Source organism: Pseudomonas sp. MYb13 (assembly GCF_002980075.1).
GTDB classification, from domain to species: Bacteria; Pseudomonadota; Gammaproteobacteria; order Pseudomonadales; family Pseudomonadaceae; genus Aquipseudomonas; species Aquipseudomonas lurida.
In genome coordinates, this window is record NZ_PCQI01000003.1 from 191,422 (window position 1) to 209,588 (window position 18,167).

Consider the following 18,167-nt stretch of genomic DNA (forward strand, 5'->3'; position numbering starts at 1 on the left):
GCGCTTCTTCAGCGACTCAACGCGCGTCTGCCAACCTTAGCTACGACGCAAACTTGATTGCGCCCATTGTTCTGCACTGGTCACTGGTAATCCATGTATTGCGTTGAATGTCATCGCTACATCCCATGCCACACCACGGCCCATAGCAAAAACTGCCCGGTATTTTCGTAAGTTATCGTCAGGTTTTTCTGCAAGGTCTGCTAGCAACTGCTGCACGCTAAGCGCTCGGCGCTCGACTTTCCGTTCGATGACTCGCTCAACCAAATCAGCCAAAGCGCCGTAGGTGAGGGTGTCACCAGCAGTGTAAACGACCTGATTAATAAGGCGCGGGCTGTGCAGGACAATGGCGGCGGTGAGCGTGCCTATGTCCTCCGGTGTTGTCACCGTAACCATGGTTTCAAAGCTGCCCAACGCATTAACCTGTCCGGCGTTTAGGTCAACGACCCCGAAAGCTGGATCGAATAGGAAGCTGGTGAACATGCCGGTGGAAATAATCACCCATTCAGTCCGAGATTGAGCACGTAACAGGTCGCGAACATCCAGTTGCTCGTCGAACAGGTCTTGAGGGCTGCCACGACCAATTAAGTCGTAGTCAACGCCGAACTGCCATGGAATATAACGTTTCACACCCGATGTGAGCGCGGCTTGAGTCAACTTAAGCTGAGTACCCCGGCCCGCAGCAAACCCTACGCAACTGATCACCGTGTCGAAGCGTCCCAGCACCGCCGCAAGCTCTTCGATGGAGGCATTGGTGATGTCAGCTGTCTCAATAGCAACCCCTAGCTTCCTGATGGCTTGAATATCCTGTTGTTTTTCCATTGACGAGTTCTGCACAGTGGCTTGACGCAGCAGCACGGTAATGTTGATCGATTCGGTTGATCGGCCGGCCAGTCCTTGCAATACGGCAAGCCCTAGTTCGCCTGCCCCCAATACCAGAATACGTTGTTTGACGTTTGAAATAGCAGCCTGCATGGTGAGCCCCTGTCTGACGTACTTAATTTGAAGCTAGGAATCTTGTCATGGACATCGATGCGCAAAAAGTAGGTACATCGGTGATACCGAGCGGTCTGGATGCTCAGGAAATCGTGCGCCTTTCACAGAATGCCTGTCGCGAACTGAGCGAGGATGAGGATGGTCTCAAGCGCGATATCCTTAGTCATTCTGGAAACCGATGGTCACTAGGCGTGGTGCATGCGCTGGGTGTGAGTAGCCCCTTGCGCCACGCGGAGTTACGTCGCCGATTGGACGGCGTCACTCAACGCATGCTCACTCACACACTGCGTCAACTGGAACGCGACGGCCTGATCTCTCGACGCGATTTTGGCGAGAAGCCCTTGCGTGTCGAATATGCTCTGACCGAGCTTGGAATGGGATTATTGGTGCAGATGATTCCGCTATGGACGTGGGTGATCGAGCAGTCAGAGGGGTTTAATGAGGCTCGCAAGCGTTATGACGAGCGATAAGGGTGGAATAATGCACTGCATCCTAACGCTCGACATGATGTAGGTGGTTTTCCCGGACGCTTACAGCGTTCTCTCCACGACTGAGGGATATCGAGTTCCAAGACAATATCGATGCCGGAGTTATGACGCTTCACCGAGACGACGTCACGCACCTCACTCGATTCGAGTGCCTTATCCGTGGAAGGTCTGATGTCTCGCTCTAGGGCATCGAGGTTATCGAGGACGATAAGGAGTTCAGATGCGTTGGGATCACCAGGGTGGAGGTTGGCTAGAGCCCAAAAAGCTTTTCGCTTATTCCTTTCAAGTTCGCGCAGTTGATCGCCGGTCATTTCCTGCAGATAGGTTGGAGCTGGTTGATGATTAGGGCGTGACGCCGGAGGCGCAGGGCTGTCGTAAACCAAGCCATGGCAGGCCATGTCTTGGCCCTTCGGGCGGACATCCGGCACGCCTGCGCGCTCCGCTTGCCGAAGAGCTCCAGGCTTGAATTTTCAGAATCCAGGATAGCTTCACTCCGCTATTTCCGATATGTGATTCCTTTTCTGCTCATAGCCAATGTGTATCCTCGGGGAAGGGAAAGCGTACGAGCGCCTAAGGAACCATTAATGACTGAAACTCCACGTGTACCAGGAAGAGCCTACCAAGTGAATCGTGATCCTGAACGCTTGCTCATCGAAAAGCGAGCCGAGGCTCTCTCACTATTAGGCTATCTACTGGTACTGGACGACGATCCGGCGATACATGCTGAGCAAATACTCAAAGAGGCCAAGGAGGCAGCTCGTTCGACGCAGGTTGGTGGCATTTGCGAACATACTTCAACTGAGAAATGATGCGCGAGGCGCTTAAGTAGGGATCTCGTTCGAGGTAGCCTGAAAAAAAATCTATAACCAGAATGTAATCAGAATGGCAGTAGTCGACATGGCCTCAGACCTTTGCTGATCTCCAGCAACTTTCCCCACTCATAGGCCACCCCCTTACGCGTAGATTCAGAAAGAAATCGGCAGGCGAGAGATCAGCTACGATCTACGCACCAGATCATCAAGGAAGATACCGATGCCAAATAGCTCTGAAGCGAACATAGCCACCGCAGACGCTCTCACACTGCTACTGCACAACCAGCATGCAATCTGCGCAGCCATTGAAGAGGTGACTAAGTGGCTCCTTGATAACGGAGCGGAGAATGTAGCCGCTAACGCAATCGGGGCGATGGAGACGCTGGACAAGAATGCTCAAGGCATCACAGATGCCATCATGCGCCTGCGTCATTCTTAGGCATATCCCATGCTCTTTACGGATGCATGGATCAGGAGAGAGCCGTTGCAGGAAATTCTTGTCCCTCCAGTTTCTCCATCACCAACCCAATGAATGCAGACACAGCTAAGGGCAAATGTTGCCGGCTGGGGTAAAGCACATGCAGGCCGTATCCGGTTCTATGGTACTGCGGCAGCACAGACACAAGGCGCCCTGTCTGAAGATCAGACTTTGTCATGGCGGGCGGCAGCAAGGCAATTCCTAGCCCAGCCAACGTCGCCTTGCGCAAAGCTTGGGCGGTGTTTCCATTGAAACGGCTAGTGACCCGCACCTCTTCCGCCGCATCGTTTGGCCCATGAAGAACCCAGGTGGTGAAGCCGCTAGGATGGCCAAAGCTCACGCAATCGTGTTTGACCAGATCTCCAAGCTCAGTAGGAACGCCTCTTTTTTTAAGGTAATTCGGGCTGGCCACCAAACCTTCGTTACCAGCTCCAAGGAGCTGGCGACCGACGTATCCTGAGTCCTGCAACGCACCACCTCGAAACGCAATGTCGATACGATCAGCGATCAAATCGGCGCGTGCATCACTCAGCACAAAGTCGACGTGTACCCGTGGATGCGCCTTGAGAAAATCGGCTACCCACTCCATAGGAAAGAAGTCGAAAAAATCAGCCATTGCCGCAATGCGCACGGTGCCACTCGGCTCTTGATTTCCTGTCATTAGCTGCTCACCAGCGTCAATCAGTCCATCCACGGCTCCACAGCATCGCTCATGAAAAGCCTCGCCAGACTGGGTGAGTGTGAGCTTGCGCGTGGAGCGCTGCAGCAGCCTTGTACCGAGTTGAGCCTCAAGCTGTTGAACCCGCCGGCTTAAGGTGTTTGAGGGCATTCCTAACTGCCGTGCTGCCTCAGCGAAACTGCCGCTGCGCACCACTTTTACAAACAATGCGATGTCATTCAGATCGATCATCTTATTACCACCCACCACATAAATGGATCAGTTCAATCCAATTATGCCATCTAATAAAGCAATCAATAGACGCATATCCTTCAGTCATTGCTGCAGCTGATCTTCAGTTGCCGGATTCTCCTACGGGCTGACCGTCAAGGCTTTTCGGCATCACGAGTTAATCCACATCCAGTCCAGTCAGCCGGAACTCCGCTCGACGACATCGTCTGTCGGCAAGGGAGAACAAAGAGAAAGCATATGACCGCCACCGTAGTAGTTCGACCACGCGCCATTGTCCATCGTACTGAAGGAACCACACATGGCCCCATAACGAGGCTAATGAGTCCAGGTGATCTAGGAGAGCTGTTGAAACCGTTTATTTTCCTGGACATTTTCAGCCTTAACGCCAGTGGTGGTAAGTCGAGTTTCGGCATGCATCCGCACTCAGGAATCGCAACGGTTACCTTCATGACAAAAGGGGATGTCTCTTATGAGGACACCACTGGGGCGACCGGTTTATTGCTCGCGGGTGGTGTTGAGTGGATGCAGGCCGGCAATGGGGTTTGGCACGACGCTACGCTAGCAAGCGATTCCGCAATACAGGGATTCCAGCTCTGGGTGGCATTGCCACCATCTCTTGAAAACGCACCCGCGATGAGTGTCTACCTTGCGCCGTCGCAAGTTCCTCAAGCAGGCCCCGCGCGTTTGCTATTGGGACGTTACGGGGCAGCCCAAAGCCTGATTGAAGTGCCGAGTGAAATGAACTATCTCGCCGTGAGTTTAAAAGACGGTGAGCACTGGTATTACACCCCTCCATCCGGTCACAACATTGCTTGGCTCGCTGTGACTTCTGGAAGTCTGGACGCAGGTGGGTTGATCAATGCCGGCGAATTAGCCGTGTTCGAAGAGTCAGAGCACCGCATCAACTTCATCGCGAAAGGCGATTGCTCTTTCGTGATGGGCTCGGCGGTAAAGCATCCGTACGACCTAGTAACGGGTCACTACTCGGTTCACACGAGCAAGGCAGCTCTGGCGCAGGGTGAAACGGAAATACAGCGGATTGGCACACGGCTGCGGCAACAAGGACGGCTCAACTAGCGCCGCTCAAGCCGGCGTGAAAATCATCTCGACGATAACTATCCAACACCCCAAATCATACTGAGGCACGTCATGACAGCGAGCAATCTCAACCTTCTTTTGTCCCCCGCTCAAATCGCCAACCTACCCTTGAAAAATCATATGGTGATGGCGCCTCTGACGCGAAGCCGGGCTGGCCAAGGTGATGTTCCAACTTCCACAGTAGTCGAGTATTACCGTCAACGTGCAAGCGCCGGCCTCATCATTACTGAGGGTTCCCAGGTCTCGGCTCAAGGCAAAGGCTACATGAGAACACCGGGCATCTTCACCAGCGAGCAAATCGCCGGCTGGAAACACGTGACCGACGCCGTGCATGCAGAGGGCGGACGGATATTTCTCCAGCTCTGGCACGTTGGGCGCCTGTCACACTCCCTAGTACAGCTCGATAATCAGCTGCCGGTAGCCCCCTCAGCGATCAAGGCTGATGGCGAGATCTACACGCCTGAAGGACTGAAGCCTTACGAGTCGCCACGGGCTCTGAGTCTGGATGAAATTCCTGGTGTGATTGGGGATTTTCGCCAAGGTGCTGAAAACGCGAAGCGTGCAGGTTTTGACGGTGTGGAAATACATGGCGCGAACGGCTACTTGATCGATCAGTTCCTGCGCGATGGCACCAACACCCGAACCGATTCATACGGCGGCTCTGCAGAAAATCGCGCTCGGTTTCTTAAGGAGGTTGTGGAGTCGGTCATCGAGGTATTCGGGGCTAGCCGCGTGGGTGTTCGCCTGTCGCCAATCTTTAATTACTTCTCCATGAGCGACAGCGATCCGCGAGCGACATTCAACTATGCAGCGAAAATGCTCAGTCGCTACGGGCTAGCCTACATTCACGTAGTAGAAGTCGGTGCGGGTTCATTCGACTTCAGAGAACTAAAGCGTCGTTTCGGAGGCACCTACATCGCCAATGGGGGCTATGACGCGGAACGCGCAGAAACGTCCCTCAGAGAAGGAAATGCTGATCTGGTGTCCTTTGGCACTGCGTTCTTGGCCAACCCGGATCTGGTAGAGCGATTCGAACACGGTGTCGCACTGAATGACGCAGACCCGACCACCTTCTACCAGGGTGAGGAGCGAGGTTATACGGATTACCCGACCATGGCCCAGATCCGATAATGATGAAGTGCTGCGGTAAGCGCAGTCGCCGCCAGCTGCCTCTCGCAGATTAATCCGGCCGCAGGTAGCAATGCTGAGCCAGAGTAGGAGTCTGCCCCCCCCTCCGGTAATCACCTGCAATCTGCGGCTAGTCTGCCTTGACAAACATACTGTGATCACATATCACTTGATGAGGTTTTCTTGTCTACGCGCACTGTAGGCAAGGGAGAACTCATGAACAAGAACAAGACAGGACGAATGGCTATGAACGTGATGAAGCGGCTGACACCCTATACCGGATTGAGGGTTTTGATTTCCGGTGGGGCAGCAGGCATTGGAGAGTCCATCGCTGCTGCTTTTCTCGAAATTGGGGCGAGAGTCCATGTATGCGATGTAAGTGAGCAGGCGATCGCACAATTTCGTGAGCGTTATCCTGAGGCTTTGGCCACGCTGGCCGATGTCTCCGATTCAGCCCAAATTAAGCGAGTTTTTGAAACTCAGTGTGATTGGGTGAATGGGCTCGATGTGCTGATCAACAACGCAGGAATCGCAGGGCCAACAGGCGGAATCGACAAAATTAGCGATGTCGAATGGGAACAGACGATAGACATTAACCTCAATGCGCAGTATCGCTTCGCTCATCATGCTGTTCCCCTGCTGGCGGAGTCAGAACATGCTCACATCATTCACATCTCATCCGTTGCAGGACGCTTAGGTTACGCTTGGCGAAGTCCTTACGCGGCGACCAAATGGGCAATTGTAGGGCTGATGAAGTCTTTGGCTGCGGAGTTGGGTGAAAAAGACATTCGAGTCAACGCACTACTACCAGGTATCGTCGAAGGCCCTCGACAGGATCGCGTCATCAGTGATCGCGCCAGGCAGTTAGGAATCTCCGAGCCTGAAATGCTCGAACAAACGTTGAAGAAAATATCATTACGCCGCATGACTCCACCGGAGGATGTGGCAGCAATGGCCTTATTTCTATGCTCTCCTGCAGCGCACAATGTGACAGGTCAAGCAATCAGCATCGACGGTAATGTCGAGTACCTGTGATCAAGCTTTCGCAATAGATTTATAACGGCTCGCCACTAGCCTAGCTGTCGAGCCGTTTATTAAGAATGTGCATGCTCGAATGGCAAATTTCTTTCATATCACATTAGAAGGCTCACACCGATCACACCCCATTGAGCAGTGTGGAACTGATAAAATCTGCTTCCCTCCCCGATGCCCAGAGGAATTTGTTAATTCCTCATAGACCCATTTATTCTGTCGACCTCGAATCGCCGGCATCTATTGAAAGCTCTGCTAGAAAACGACTTGAATTAGCAACGTATCCCTGTGCGTTGGCCCGCAGTCCAGCTTGCTGTTCCTCGCTAAGTGTGCGCACAACCTTGGCAGGCGAGCCCAGCACCAATGACCCATCCGGGATGACCATTTTCTCGGTGACGAGTGCCTTGGCGCCAATGAGGCAGTTCGCACCTATGATTGCCCCATTCAACACAACCGCTTGGATCCCGATCAAACTACCATCTCCGACTTGGCATCCATGGAGCATGGCCTGGTGGCCGACAGTGACATCCTTGCCCAGCGTCAACGGAAAACCAGGGTCGGTATGAAGAATTGCCCCATCCTGGATATTGGAGCCTGCGCCGATGTGTATCAGCTCGTTGTCCCCACGAATCACTGCACCGAACCAGACGCTGGATCCTTCTGCCAAATGCACTTGGCCAATGACTGCGGCCGTCGGTGCTATCCAACTCTGTGGATGCGCCTGAACGCTGACGTCGCTCAATCGATACTTCATAGATCACTCCCATTTCTTGTGGTGAAGTCGGCACGCTGATGCTTACTCGCAATGATGTTGCCAGCTTCTGAGAAGGAACTTCTAAGCGCATGCTCAAAAGAATGGGCGGTGTTATCCACCGCCCATTCGGCTTAAACGAACGCTACTTGTTTGACTGTTCGGGGAGGTTCGCTGGTGCACAGTTGCAGTACCACGCCTGCCAATGCACAGCCGGCCATGAAGAAGAAGCAGACCACGTAACCGGTTAGGCTATGCCATCCACCACCTAAGCTGATGAGCGTGCCCATGATGACCGGCGCGAGCCCGCCACCGACGAACATGGCGGTTGTAATGATTCCGTTAGCGGTGGATGTCGCTCCGGGTTCCGCTGAGTCAGATGCCACTGCATAAAATATTGGCCAGACGGCATTGGCTACTAGCCCAAACAGCAACTGGATGATGATGATCAGTGTCATCGTGCTGGCGAAATAGAACGATGCGATACTGACTGCCATCCAGATGCCGCAAATAACAAGCGTTATTTTTCGCCCAATGATGTCTGACAAGCTAGGCCAGATGAGCTGACCGAGGATGCCGGTCAATGTGAAGACCACGCTCATACCCGCCGATTCCGCGAGCGACAACCCCATGATGTTGTATAGGTAGGCTGGCAGAACGATGTTCACACCAATATAAGCGGTGTGAGCCAGCATGGTATTACCGGCAGTGAGGGTAATGGTTCGGTTAGCCAGGCTTGCTTTGAAGGTGCGCCATCCATGCCCCTTCTGGGCTTTGGGAACTGGCGCAATATCAGGTGGTGTCATGTTCTTGCGGGCAATGTCGGTGTATAGCGTGGTGATTTTGTCGGCGGTGGAATAGCGCGACCAAAAGAGCATCAATGGGACGGCGACCACGAAGGTGAAGAAGAACACATAACGCCAATTGTCCTCACCAAAGGTCGAGATAACGAAGCTGGCCGCCAGGCCGCTTAGCATTGCGCCGATGGGGTATCCGGTATGGTGTGCTCCCAATGCAAAACCACGACGCTCCACCGGCCACCACTCGGCGGTGTTGCTCACACCGACAGGTTCAGCCCAACCCGAACCTAGATTCGCCCCCACACGCAGGGCTACGAAAGTCGTCAGGCTATGGCTGATCGCCTTGAACCCGGACAAAAAGGACAGCGCCGTGTAGCCCAGAACCAGTGGTACTTGAAATTTCGCGCGTTTCCAACCGGCACCGTAGCGATCACTCCAGATCGAGCCTGGGATATCCAACACCGCCAAAGCCAGCAGGACGACGGTTGCTACCTGCCCCCAGGCGTCCGGAGAAAGATCAAATTGTTTGGAAATCACAGGGCCCAGGCGTAGAACGATTTCACGGTCAAATGCATTGAGTACCCATATGAGCCAGCACACCAACAACGACACCCAGGAGTAGCGATGGATCTTGCTGAGCGACGCGTTATTTTTATTTTGCATGAGAAAATCCTCGGTGCTCTATGCAGAGCACCGTTGTGTAGAGACCGGATCGAAAGAGTGAGAGTTAGCTGCCGAATCGACGCTCAGGTAAACCTTTGACACCCAAACCGTACACGGCAAAAAGCGCGCCCCGATCCTGTCCATCACCTGGGAAACGCGGCAGCGGCGGACGGGCCATTGATGTGACGTAGAGAACGTCCAGGTCAGGCCCGCCAAACATCACGCTGGTCACCTTCTTGACGGGCATATCCAAGACTCGATCCACTCGGCCGTCGGGGGTATATCGAACGATCTGGCCGGCGTAGACCAATGCCAGCCAAACGCAACCTTCAGCATCTACGGTGCATCCATCCGTAGCACCACCGCCTGAACCGTCTATCTTGACGAACGTACGGCGATTGGATACGGCTCCTGTGGCAATTTCGTAGTCATATGCCCACACCTCCCCTGACCAGGTGTCAGAGAAATAGAAAGTTGTGCCATCCGGGCTCCAGCACGGCCCATTGGAAACGATGATGCCTTCGTCAAGCGTATGCAGGCTAAGATCAGGATCCAGGCGATAGAGCTTGGCGCTTGTCTCGTCCTCTTGCGTATCCATGGAGCCGACGATAAAGCGCCCCTGGCGATCGACCTTGCCATCATTCAGCCGGTTTTTTGGGCGTCCCGGCTCAGGATCAATGATTAGTTCAAGATCTCCCTTTTTCAAATCGAGAGTATGCAAGCCGTTTTGCAACGCAACGATCGCAGTGTCGCCACTTTTTCTCAGGGTCATTGAGCCGATTTTCTGGCCAACATCCCATGCGCGCAGTTCCCGGCCGTCGGCAGTGCAGCGAAGTATTCGCCCGTCGAAGCTATCGATCCAGTACAAACGTTGCTGTTCCACATCCCAGAGGGGGCCTTCGCCTAGGGTTGTTTTTACGTCTGCTACGATCTCGATTCGCATGTTTTCACCACTCTTTTGTTTTTATTGAAAGGATGAGTTTTTGTACCAGTCCTGTCGACGCAAGTAGGTTAATGAGCAAAAGCTAAGATTTTTCTTTGCGCGGGGAATGTTGTGCTTTCCTGAAATCTCCTGTGGGAAGGGCCCGCTGCAGCTCTGAACAGACAGAAAAAACAGAAGCTGTGTATCTGCATTTCTGTGTGGGCAGTGCCTCATGCTCCACCCAACCTGGTGACCACTGGGATAGTTCTCCTCGATAGCACGCGTGCAAGTGCGTTGCGCAACGTAGAGATGTGTCGAGCGAGCGCATTCTTTGGAGAAAATTGCGCAGCAGTGTGGCGAAAAGGCTATTCACGAGGGAGAGCCTGTCCAAACGAACCCACAGCTGTGGTGCGCTCATACCGTCCTCCAGTCTTATTTTTATTTATGCCGATGCTATCGACTTAAATCTGAGCCGACCCTAAGCGCAGTGATATGTGATCACAGTATTGAGTGATACACAAGAATTGTTTCGACGGTAAGAAGGCCGATAAGCTTGCTCCGGCATTTACGCACCCCGGAAAACGACGGACTCGTGCAAGACGCAGCTTCCAGTCGAAAACGGGACAGCGCCTTACGCTTTTTTTTAGCGCTATCACCGCTGTGATCACAGATGCCTTATTGTTCTATGCCCAAGGGTTGAATCTGCTTATAATCAGTCCATGAACATATCCACACTCGTAACGCCCATGATCCGCCAGACTCTCAGTGCGGACGTTTATGCCCAACTGCGTGACCTGCTGATAAGCGGACGCGTTATGCCAGGGGAAAAGCTCTCGCTCAGATCTATAGCGGACGCTCTAGGTGTTAGCGTCATGCCAGTGCGAGAGGCTGTTCACAGGTTGGTCGCTGAGCAAGCGCTTGAAATGGCGGCTAATCGATATATTCGCGTTCCTGTACTGACAGTCAGCCAATTCCGGGAAATTACCAGTATCCGGTTGAATCTGGAGGGGCAAGCTGCGGCTCGTGCTGCCGAGCTTGTTGATTCGCAGGCGCTGGCTGAGATAGAAAAGATACACGAGGCATTTTGCGCGGAGTTTGCTAAAGGCGCTCCCGATGAGTCACGGCTGATTACGCTGAACAAAGAATTGCATTTCGCAATTTATAATCAGGCGGACATGCCCATCCTGCTCCAGATAGTTGAGTCCCTGTGGCTGAGAATAGGGCCTATCATCAACTATGACCTACGATCTGGCACTGAGCGTGTGGTTCAGCGAGTGCAAGCCAGTCATCACGCAGCGATGGTAGATGCTTTAAAGAAGGGTGACTCCGTTGCCGCCTGTGAATCACTGCAAGATGACATCAAAAGTGCTGCCGAGTTTATCCTGAATACAGGGGCGCTGATCGTTGCCGATGCGCACAAGCCTGTCGAAGCTGATTAATTCCACCAACATGTTTTAAAAAGAGGCACCCAGGTATCAGGGCGCCTCTTTTTTTTGCTCGCTTATTACATTTGAGCGCCGATCATCCAAGGCACTGTTTCTTCATTGCCGACGCCCAACGCCTCGCTTTTAGATTTTTCCCCAGAAGCCACGCGTATGAGCATGTCGAAAATCTCTTTACCCTTCGATTCAAGGGTGGCATCGCCATCCATGACATCCCCGCAGTTGATGTCCATATCATCCTTCATGCGAGTGTACATCTTGGTATTCGTCGCAAGCTTGATCGAAGGAGCAGGTTTGGCGCCAAAGCACGAGCCGCGTCCGGTGGTGAACGCAACGAGGTTCGCGCCGCTGGCGATTTGGCCAGTGGCTCCCATCGGGTCATAGCCAGGCGCATCCATGAACACCAAGCCTCGGACTGTAATGGGCTCGGCGTAACGATAAACGCCCATGAGTGCTGAGGAACCACTTTTGGCAACTGCGCCTAGAGACTTTTCAAGAATGGTCGTCAGGCCGCCGGCCTTGTTACCAGGCGTGGGGTTGTTATCGATGCTGCCTTTTTCGCGGTCTGCGTAGCTTTCCCACCATTTGATAAGGTCGACGATACCCTGGCCGACCTCACGGGTAGCCGCGCGACGAGTCAACAGGTGTTCAGCGCCGTAGATCTCCGGCGTTTCGCTAAGGATGGCAGTTCCACCTTGCGCTACGAGCATATCGACAGCCACACCGAGGGCGGGGTTGGCCGTGATGCCCGAGTATCCGTCTGAACCGCCGCACTGGAGCGCCACGGTCAGATGCCGCGCCGAGACCGGCTCACGTCGGCACTCGTTGGCAACCGGCAACATGGATTCCACGGCGGCAATGGCGGCATCCGCTGCGTTGCGGGTTCCGCCAACGTCTTGGATGACCACGGGAGCAATAAGCTTGCCGGTCTCGATGCCCTGGGCCATGAACAGCGCGCCCATCTGATTGGCTTCACAGCCAAGGCCGATGACGACCACGCCAGCGAAGTTGGCGTGCTTGATGAAACCGCCTAGCGTGCGCCGCAGTTGGTTAACCCCCTCGCCATTGTGCTCTATGCAGCAACCGAAGCTGTGGGTGATCGGCACCACACCGTCCACGTTTGGGTAAGCATCCAGCACACCGTTTCGCGAGAAGTGTTCAACCACCATTTTGGTAACAGTGGAGGAGCAGTTAACAGTGCTCACTACACCAATGTAGTTTCGAGTTGCTACTCGCCCGTCAGCGCGGACGAAACCTTGGAATGTCACGGGAGAGGCTGCAGGCGACGCGACTTTGGCATCCTCGCCGAACGCGTAGTCTCGCTCGAACGTCGCCATTTCCAGATTGTGCGTATGCACGTAATCGCCTGGCTCAATGGGTTTAGTAGCAAACCCAATAATCTGGCCATAACGCAGAACAGGATCACCTGGGTTTACGTGTGCAAGGGCGATCTTGTGCGCTGCGGGCACATCGGCGAGCACCACGATATTACCGAACTCCGCAACCACGGTTCCTTGAGGTATCGAAGCGCGTGCGATTGCAACATTATCATCGGGATGTAGTTTAAGTGCCAGGGATGTACTCTTCATTTTGTCCTCACATTATCAGTAATACACGGCGCAGCCTGGGGCAATACAATGTTGCCCCGCGTTTTTGTAGTAATCGTTTCTTGTGCCTGACGTAGTTTCAAACTCAGGAATGCCGCGAGCGTTAAAAGAGCCGCTACAATAATGAGTCCATTCTTCGTACTCCCAGTAGTTTGTTCAACGAAACCCAGAAGTGAAGGGCCGAAGAAACCACCAGTAATCCCAAAGGTATTCACTAACGCCAGACCCGCCGCCATACCTGCTCCCGCCAGTCTTGAACTGGCAAAGAGGAATATCACAGGCTGAACAACGAAAAACATCGATGCCGTAAGAGTGAATCCTATTAGAGCTATCAGTGGAGTGGTAAAGGCCGCGAGGGTCAATCCAGCCGACATCAGGAGCAGCCCACCGAACATTATTTTGCGTGAGATTTTCGGAGTAGTTGCAAACTTTGGAAGAAACGCTGCCCCGAGTGCTGCTGCGACCCATGGGATTGAGTTTAACAATCCTATTTGTAACGATGACAAGCCTCCATACGTGCCAATGATGCCCGGCAAGAAGAAAATTACCGAATACACACTAACTTGGTGGAGGAAGTACACCGCGATTGCAAGCCAAATCTGAGGGATTTTTAGAACTCCCTTAAAAGAATGACCTACATTGCCGGAGGCGATTTCTTCATCATGTTCTTTCTTCAGAACTTGCTCTACTTCAGAGACTTGTTCCTTTGATAGCCAACTTGCCGTAGATGGGCCGTTCGGAAGCTTTCGCCAAATCACGACGGAGAATAGAACAGCTGGAATTCCCTCCAAGAAGAACAGCCACTGCCAGCCATGCCAACCCCAGATTCCATCCATCTCTAACAGCAGCCCGCCAACCGGCCCGCTAATGATATTCGCGAGACAGACCCCGATTAGAAAATAGCCACTGGCTCGTGCCCTTTGCTCACGACCAAACCAATAGGTTAAATAGAGCATTACACCTGGGAATAATCCGGCTTCAGCTGCGCCCAGTAGCGCGCGGGCAATGTAAAACGTAGTCTCATCGGTAATGAAGGCCATACCGGCAGACAACAACCCCCATGTGATCATGATCCTGGTGATCCAGAGTCGGGCACCTACCCGGTGCATGATCAGGTTACTGGGTACCTCCATGAGTGCATAGGTAAGGAAGAAGAGCCCTGCACCAAAACCGTAGGCGGCAGCGGAAATACCCAAGTCTACTGCCATGTGTGTTTTGGCAAGTGAAATGTTAGTTCTGTCTAGAAAGCTTATAACGTAAGCAAAGATTAACATCGGCATTAGTTTGCGAAACATTAAAGCGTTCAGCGACTGTCCCTTTTGTGTTTTTGTATGGGTCGTAGCTAACATGGTTCATTTTCTCCTCATGAGGATAAGTTGCTAAGGCGCGGGTGTTGTGCGCGACCTTTAATTATCAAAATATCCTCTAGATAGACTTTATGGGGGGTGAGTGCCCGCGCTTAGAAATTGACGTTATCGCCACCTTTGAGCTTCAGGATTTCCCTCGCGTCAGCGGGTGTCGCCACTTCAAGTGAAAGCCCTTCGAGAATTTTGCGCATACGCGAGACTTGATCTGCGTTGCTTTTTGCCAATTGGCCCGGCCCGTCCCAAAGCGAGTCTTCAAGACCCACACGCACGTGTCCTCCAAGCGTGGCTGATTGAGCACCAATGCTCATCTGCTGCTTTCCTGCTGGAAGAACCGACCACTGATAGTCATCTCCGAAGAGACGATCAGCTGTGCGACGCATATGCAGGACGTCCTCAGGGTGACCGCCGATACCGCCCAAAATGCCGAAAACCGATTGGATCAAAAATGGAGGTTTGATGAGGCCGCGATCAATGAAATGTGCAGCGGTGTAGAGATGCCCAATGTCATAGCATTCGATTTCAAAACGGGTACCGTTCTCACTGCATGACTCGAGGATGTGGGCTATGTCGGTAAATGTATTTTTGAAAATGCGGTCATGGCTGCCGGCGAGGTATGGTTCCTCCCAGGCGTGTTTGAACTCCTTAAACCGATGGAGCATTGGGTAAAGTCCCATGTTCATCGTGCCCATGTTCAGTGAGGCCACTTCCGGCTTGAACTGATGTGCTGGACGAAGTCGATCTTCAAGCGACATTGTCGGTGCGCCACCTGTAGTCAGGTTGATCACCACATCGCTAGCCTCTTTGATAGCCGGCAGAAACTGCTTAAACAGTTCCGGATCCTGAGAGGGGCTGCCATCAATTGGGTTACGAGCATGTAGGTGAACAATCGAGGCGCCAGCCTCAGCAGCACCAATCGCCGCTTCCGCAATTTGACCTGGTGTTACCGGCAGGTAACGGGACATAGAAGGTGTATGAATTGCGCCGGTGACCGCGCAAGTGATGATGACTTTACGAGCCATGGTGATCTCCTGGTTACTTTTATTTTGGTGTTCAGGATGAAGTGATGCCGTCAGGAATTTGGTGCTTGACGCTTGTGCGCAGCGAGCGCCATCAGGCGTCTGTCACGCCATGCGGAACGCAATGCAATGCCTTCGAGCTCAAGCTTTTGGCGACGCTCGTCGTGTACTCGGGCAACCGCTGATTCCGACCAGTCAAAAGCATTTTCGGAGTTGATCGTCTCGCGATTTTGCTGACCGTAGCGTTTGGCATAGTCGGATACGCCGGCAGGGGCATTGAGATCGATAGTTTCGAAGGGGCCCATAAATGACCAGCGAAGGGCGAGTCCATCTTTGAGCACCCGATCAATATCCTCCGAGCTAGCAAAGCCTTCCTCATGCAATTTGAAGCATTCGTTGAGGACTGCTGCTTGGACTCGGTTCAACAAAAAGCCGTGGATCTCTCGGGATAGAACGACAGGGCTCTGCCCAGCTGCGGTGTAGATCTCATGCGCTCGAACCATCACTTCAGATTCTGTCCACGGCGCAGGGCATAGCTCTACAAGAGGAACTAAGTAAGGCGGGTTGGTAGGGTGTGCAACTACGCAGCGCCCCCGACCTGGTAGATCTTTAGTGAACTCGGAGGCCGGTAACCATGAAGTTGAACTGGCAAGAATCGCGTCCTTGGGCGCCAACGCATCCATTCGACTGAAGATGTCGATTTTCGCCTCTACCGTTTCCCGAACGTTTTCCTGTACGAGCATCACGTCACGTAGCGCATCAGCCAAGTCGGGAACGCAAGTAATGCGTGCCAGTACGGTGAGGGGGGCGTCATTAAGAAGATCGAATTCTGCGAGCTCGTTAAGTCTCGCTTCGATGTAGGCATGGCTGTTCTGCATTGTCTGCAGATCCATGTCGTGCAGACGTACTGGATGCCCTGCGCGAGCAAAAACGACCGCCCACGCCCTGCCAATCAGGCCAGCGCCAACGATTGCAACGGGGCCACGCTCAGTCGCAGAGGTAGTTGTACTTCGCATGATGTTCTCCAACTTTTGTATTTATGGTTAGGAGTGATCGTTCGAGCGAGGTTTTAGATATTGCCGCCGCTCAGATGTACGCTCTGAAATTGATGCTATCTGGTGTGATCACAGATCACAAGAAAATATTTCTGATTGTCAGACGATCGGCCATGCACGTATTTCGTGGGCTGAGATGGCACCTAATGGGGGCAAACGGAATTAGCGGCGACTGATGAGTCGAGGGATGAAGACAGCGCGGGTGTTAGCAAGCCTTCGCGAGCCAGGTTCGTTGGGCAGGGGTTGAAAAGGGCCTTTTTCGGGTTTTAGCCTTCGGACTAAATGCACGCTGAAAAGCCCGCCTGCCGAGCGGGCTCCTCAATCACATCTTTCAGCCTACGTGGCTGTGACCCGCTTCACGAAGGAAAGCGCGTACCGTGTCACAGAACTCCAATGGGTTCTCAGTCATTGGATAGTGGCCAGTACCTGCGAGCACGGCGATCTTACTGCCGGGAATGCGAGATGCTGTCTCCTCAACCTTCTCTTGGTACACCAACCAATCCGCGTCACCGCGCAGAAGTAAAACAGGCGCTTTGATCTTTCCAACTTGTTGCCGCTGATCAAAGTTCGCATAGCCTGTGAGGTCACCCTTCATCACCTGCGGCGTGGTTCGCGAGATCTGCCACACCACCTCCCTCGCACGATCTGGTGGAGTGCGATTGCCCGTCATCGAACGAGACCAGGCACCGATGATCTCAGGCCCATTCATGAGCAACATATCGAGGAAGAACTCGGAAACCGTCGGGGTAAAATCTGCCCCTTCAGCTGAAATGATCGCGCTGTACGCATCGGGCCGACGTGCCCCCAATTCCAGCACCAGATTGCCACCCATCGAGCATCCCATGATGGCGGGTTTCTCAAGTCCCAAGGCCTCCATAAGGTGCTCATTGAACTCCGCATGGCGAGTGAGGCTGTGGAATGGGCCTGATTCGGGTAGCTCTGATTTGCTGTGCCCGGGGGCGTCAATTGCGATGACGCGGAACTCATCTGAGAGACCGTCCAAGACGTGCCTGTACATCAGAGAATCTTGTGATGCTGCGTGGAAGCAAACGAGTGGACGCCCCTCCCCTGATTCTTCGTAGTAAACGCGAACTCCATCAACAGTAATGTACCGTCCTACCGTCTCTTTCCCCGACGGCTTAGGCCCGGGAGAGTACGAGACTGGTGGGTTATTATTGGCTTTCCCTACACGCTTCATTGCGTCGAACGCGCGGGCCATCACATCTACGTACTGCCATGCAGCGACCACGTTGCCCTCAAGCTCAAGTTTTCCCAATCCAGGGGACAACGCTTCAAACCAGTCGATCTTTCCGTCAAGAACGCGCTGCCACTCATCATCAGCACCAGACACGATGATGTCAGCGCCCAACGGGCTTCCTTCCGGGTAAACCGCAACGACTTTACCGGCGAGAACCGCAAGCGTTGAAAAACCTGTGCTGTGCTTGAATTGAATGCGCCCATCAAAATAGCGAGCAGCGGCAGTCCAATCAGCATCACCGTTTAACTCGTCGGCGAATTGGCTCAACCATTTGGCATCATTAATAAGGGTCATGACTTTCTCCTAGCTTTAGCTATCCCCAAGGGGATTTTCTTGTAAGTGCAGGT

Annotated in this window: 17 protein-coding genes; 7 read left to right on the top strand and 10 right to left on the bottom strand. The window is 53.2% G+C overall.

Annotation, left to right across the window (positions count from 1 at the left end; translation table 11 throughout):
- Positions 1 to 36 precede the first annotated feature (36 nt).
- Positions 37 to 972: an aromatic alcohol reductase gene (locus tag CQ002_RS07780; RefSeq protein ID WP_105162281.1), complete on the bottom strand. Its 936-nt coding sequence runs from the start codon at positions 970 to 972 to the stop codon at positions 37 to 39.
- 47 nt (positions 973 to 1,019) lie between these two features.
- Here CQ002_RS07780 and CQ002_RS07785 point away from each other — a divergent pair, with 47 nt between their 5' ends.
- From CQ002_RS07785 to CQ002_RS07795, 3 genes are all read left to right on the top strand, one after another.
- Positions 1,020 to 1,463: a helix-turn-helix domain-containing protein gene (locus CQ002_RS07785; RefSeq protein ID WP_056845121.1), complete on the top strand. Its 444-nt coding sequence runs from the start codon at positions 1,020 to 1,022 to the stop codon at positions 1,461 to 1,463.
- A gap of 602 nt (positions 1,464 to 2,065) precedes the next feature.
- Positions 2,066 to 2,290, top strand: coding sequence for a hypothetical protein (locus tag CQ002_RS28115; protein WP_146117459.1), 225 nt, complete (start codon positions 2,066 to 2,068; stop codon positions 2,288 to 2,290).
- Positions 2,291 to 2,513: 223 nt separating this feature from the next.
- On the top strand, positions 2,514 to 2,732 hold the full coding sequence (locus tag CQ002_RS07795; RefSeq protein ID WP_064053317.1) for a hypothetical protein: 219 nt from the start codon (positions 2,514 to 2,516) through the stop codon (positions 2,730 to 2,732).
- Positions 2,733 to 2,763: 31 nt separating this feature from the next.
- Here CQ002_RS07795 and CQ002_RS07800 read toward each other — a convergent pair whose 3' ends face one another.
- Positions 2,764 to 3,681: a LysR family transcriptional regulator gene (locus CQ002_RS07800; protein WP_105162280.1), complete on the bottom strand. Its 918-nt coding sequence runs from the start codon at positions 3,679 to 3,681 to the stop codon at positions 2,764 to 2,766.
- 237 nt (positions 3,682 to 3,918) lie between these two features.
- Here CQ002_RS07800 and CQ002_RS07805 point away from each other — a divergent pair, with 237 nt between their 5' ends.
- The 3 genes from CQ002_RS07805 to CQ002_RS07815 all read left to right on the top strand — a co-directional run bounded on the left by CQ002_RS07805 (position 3,919) and on the right by CQ002_RS07815 (position 6,942).
- Positions 3,919 to 4,758 carry a pirin family protein gene (locus tag CQ002_RS07805; protein ID WP_105162279.1) on the top strand — a complete coding sequence of 280 codons (840 nt, stop codon included), beginning with the start codon at positions 3,919 to 3,921 and terminating at the stop codon, positions 4,756 to 4,758.
- Between the two features lie 72 nt (positions 4,759 to 4,830).
- Positions 4,831 to 5,910, top strand: a complete 1,080-nt coding sequence (locus CQ002_RS07810; RefSeq protein ID WP_105162278.1) for an alkene reductase — start codon at positions 4,831 to 4,833, stop codon at positions 5,908 to 5,910.
- Between the two features lie 243 nt (positions 5,911 to 6,153).
- A complete protein-coding gene (locus tag CQ002_RS07815; RefSeq protein WP_105163132.1) occupies positions 6,154 to 6,942 on the top strand; it encodes an SDR family oxidoreductase in 789 nt (262 codons plus the stop codon).
- Positions 6,943 to 7,150: 208 nt separating this feature from the next.
- Here the strand turns inward: CQ002_RS07815 and CQ002_RS07820 are convergent, their stop codons facing one another.
- The 3 genes from CQ002_RS07820 to CQ002_RS07830 all read right to left on the bottom strand — a co-directional run bounded on the left by CQ002_RS07820 (position 7,151) and on the right by CQ002_RS07830 (position 10,096).
- A complete protein-coding gene (locus CQ002_RS07820; RefSeq protein WP_105162277.1) occupies positions 7,151 to 7,693 on the bottom strand; it encodes a gamma carbonic anhydrase family protein in 543 nt (180 codons plus the stop codon).
- A 131-nt stretch (positions 7,694 to 7,824) separates the two neighbouring features.
- Positions 7,825 to 9,153: an MFS transporter gene (locus CQ002_RS07825; RefSeq protein WP_105162276.1), complete on the bottom strand. Its 1,329-nt coding sequence runs from the start codon at positions 9,151 to 9,153 to the stop codon at positions 7,825 to 7,827.
- A gap of 64 nt (positions 9,154 to 9,217) precedes the next feature.
- Complete coding sequence (locus CQ002_RS07830) at positions 9,218 to 10,096, bottom strand: SMP-30/gluconolactonase/LRE family protein (RefSeq protein ID WP_105162275.1); 879 nt, start codon at positions 10,094 to 10,096, stop codon at positions 9,218 to 9,220.
- Between the two features lie 725 nt (positions 10,097 to 10,821).
- Here CQ002_RS07830 and CQ002_RS07835 point away from each other — a divergent pair.
- A complete protein-coding gene (locus CQ002_RS07835) occupies positions 10,822 to 11,514 on the top strand; it encodes a GntR family transcriptional regulator (RefSeq protein ID WP_224789372.1) in 693 nt (230 codons plus the stop codon).
- Between the two features lie 65 nt (positions 11,515 to 11,579).
- Here the strand turns inward: CQ002_RS07835 and CQ002_RS07840 are convergent, their stop codons facing one another.
- From CQ002_RS07840 to CQ002_RS07865, 5 genes are all read right to left on the bottom strand, one after another.
- The gene (locus CQ002_RS07840; RefSeq protein WP_027620501.1) at positions 11,580 to 13,106 is read right to left on the bottom strand and encodes a UxaA family hydrolase; all 1,527 of its coding nucleotides are present in this window, start codon (positions 13,104 to 13,106) and stop codon (positions 11,580 to 11,582) included.
- Positions 13,103 to 14,473 (bottom strand): MFS transporter, encoded by a 1,371-nt coding sequence (locus CQ002_RS07845; RefSeq protein ID WP_105162273.1) that lies wholly within the window; start codon positions 14,471 to 14,473, stop codon positions 13,103 to 13,105. Before CQ002_RS07845 ends, CQ002_RS07840 begins: the two co-directional genes overlap by 4 nt.
- 110 nt (positions 14,474 to 14,583) lie before the next feature.
- Positions 14,584 to 15,510, bottom strand: coding sequence for a 3-keto-5-aminohexanoate cleavage protein (locus CQ002_RS07850; RefSeq protein ID WP_105162272.1), 927 nt, complete (start codon positions 15,508 to 15,510; stop codon positions 14,584 to 14,586).
- Between the two features lie 50 nt (positions 15,511 to 15,560).
- Positions 15,561 to 16,523 (bottom strand): 3-hydroxyacyl-CoA dehydrogenase, encoded by a 963-nt coding sequence (locus CQ002_RS07855; RefSeq protein ID WP_105162271.1) that lies wholly within the window; start codon positions 16,521 to 16,523, stop codon positions 15,561 to 15,563.
- A 370-nt stretch (positions 16,524 to 16,893) separates the two neighbouring features.
- Positions 16,894 to 18,114: an alpha/beta fold hydrolase gene (locus tag CQ002_RS07865; RefSeq protein ID WP_105162270.1), complete on the bottom strand. Its 1,221-nt coding sequence runs from the start codon at positions 18,112 to 18,114 to the stop codon at positions 16,894 to 16,896.
- Positions 18,115 to 18,167: the final 53 nt, after the last annotated feature.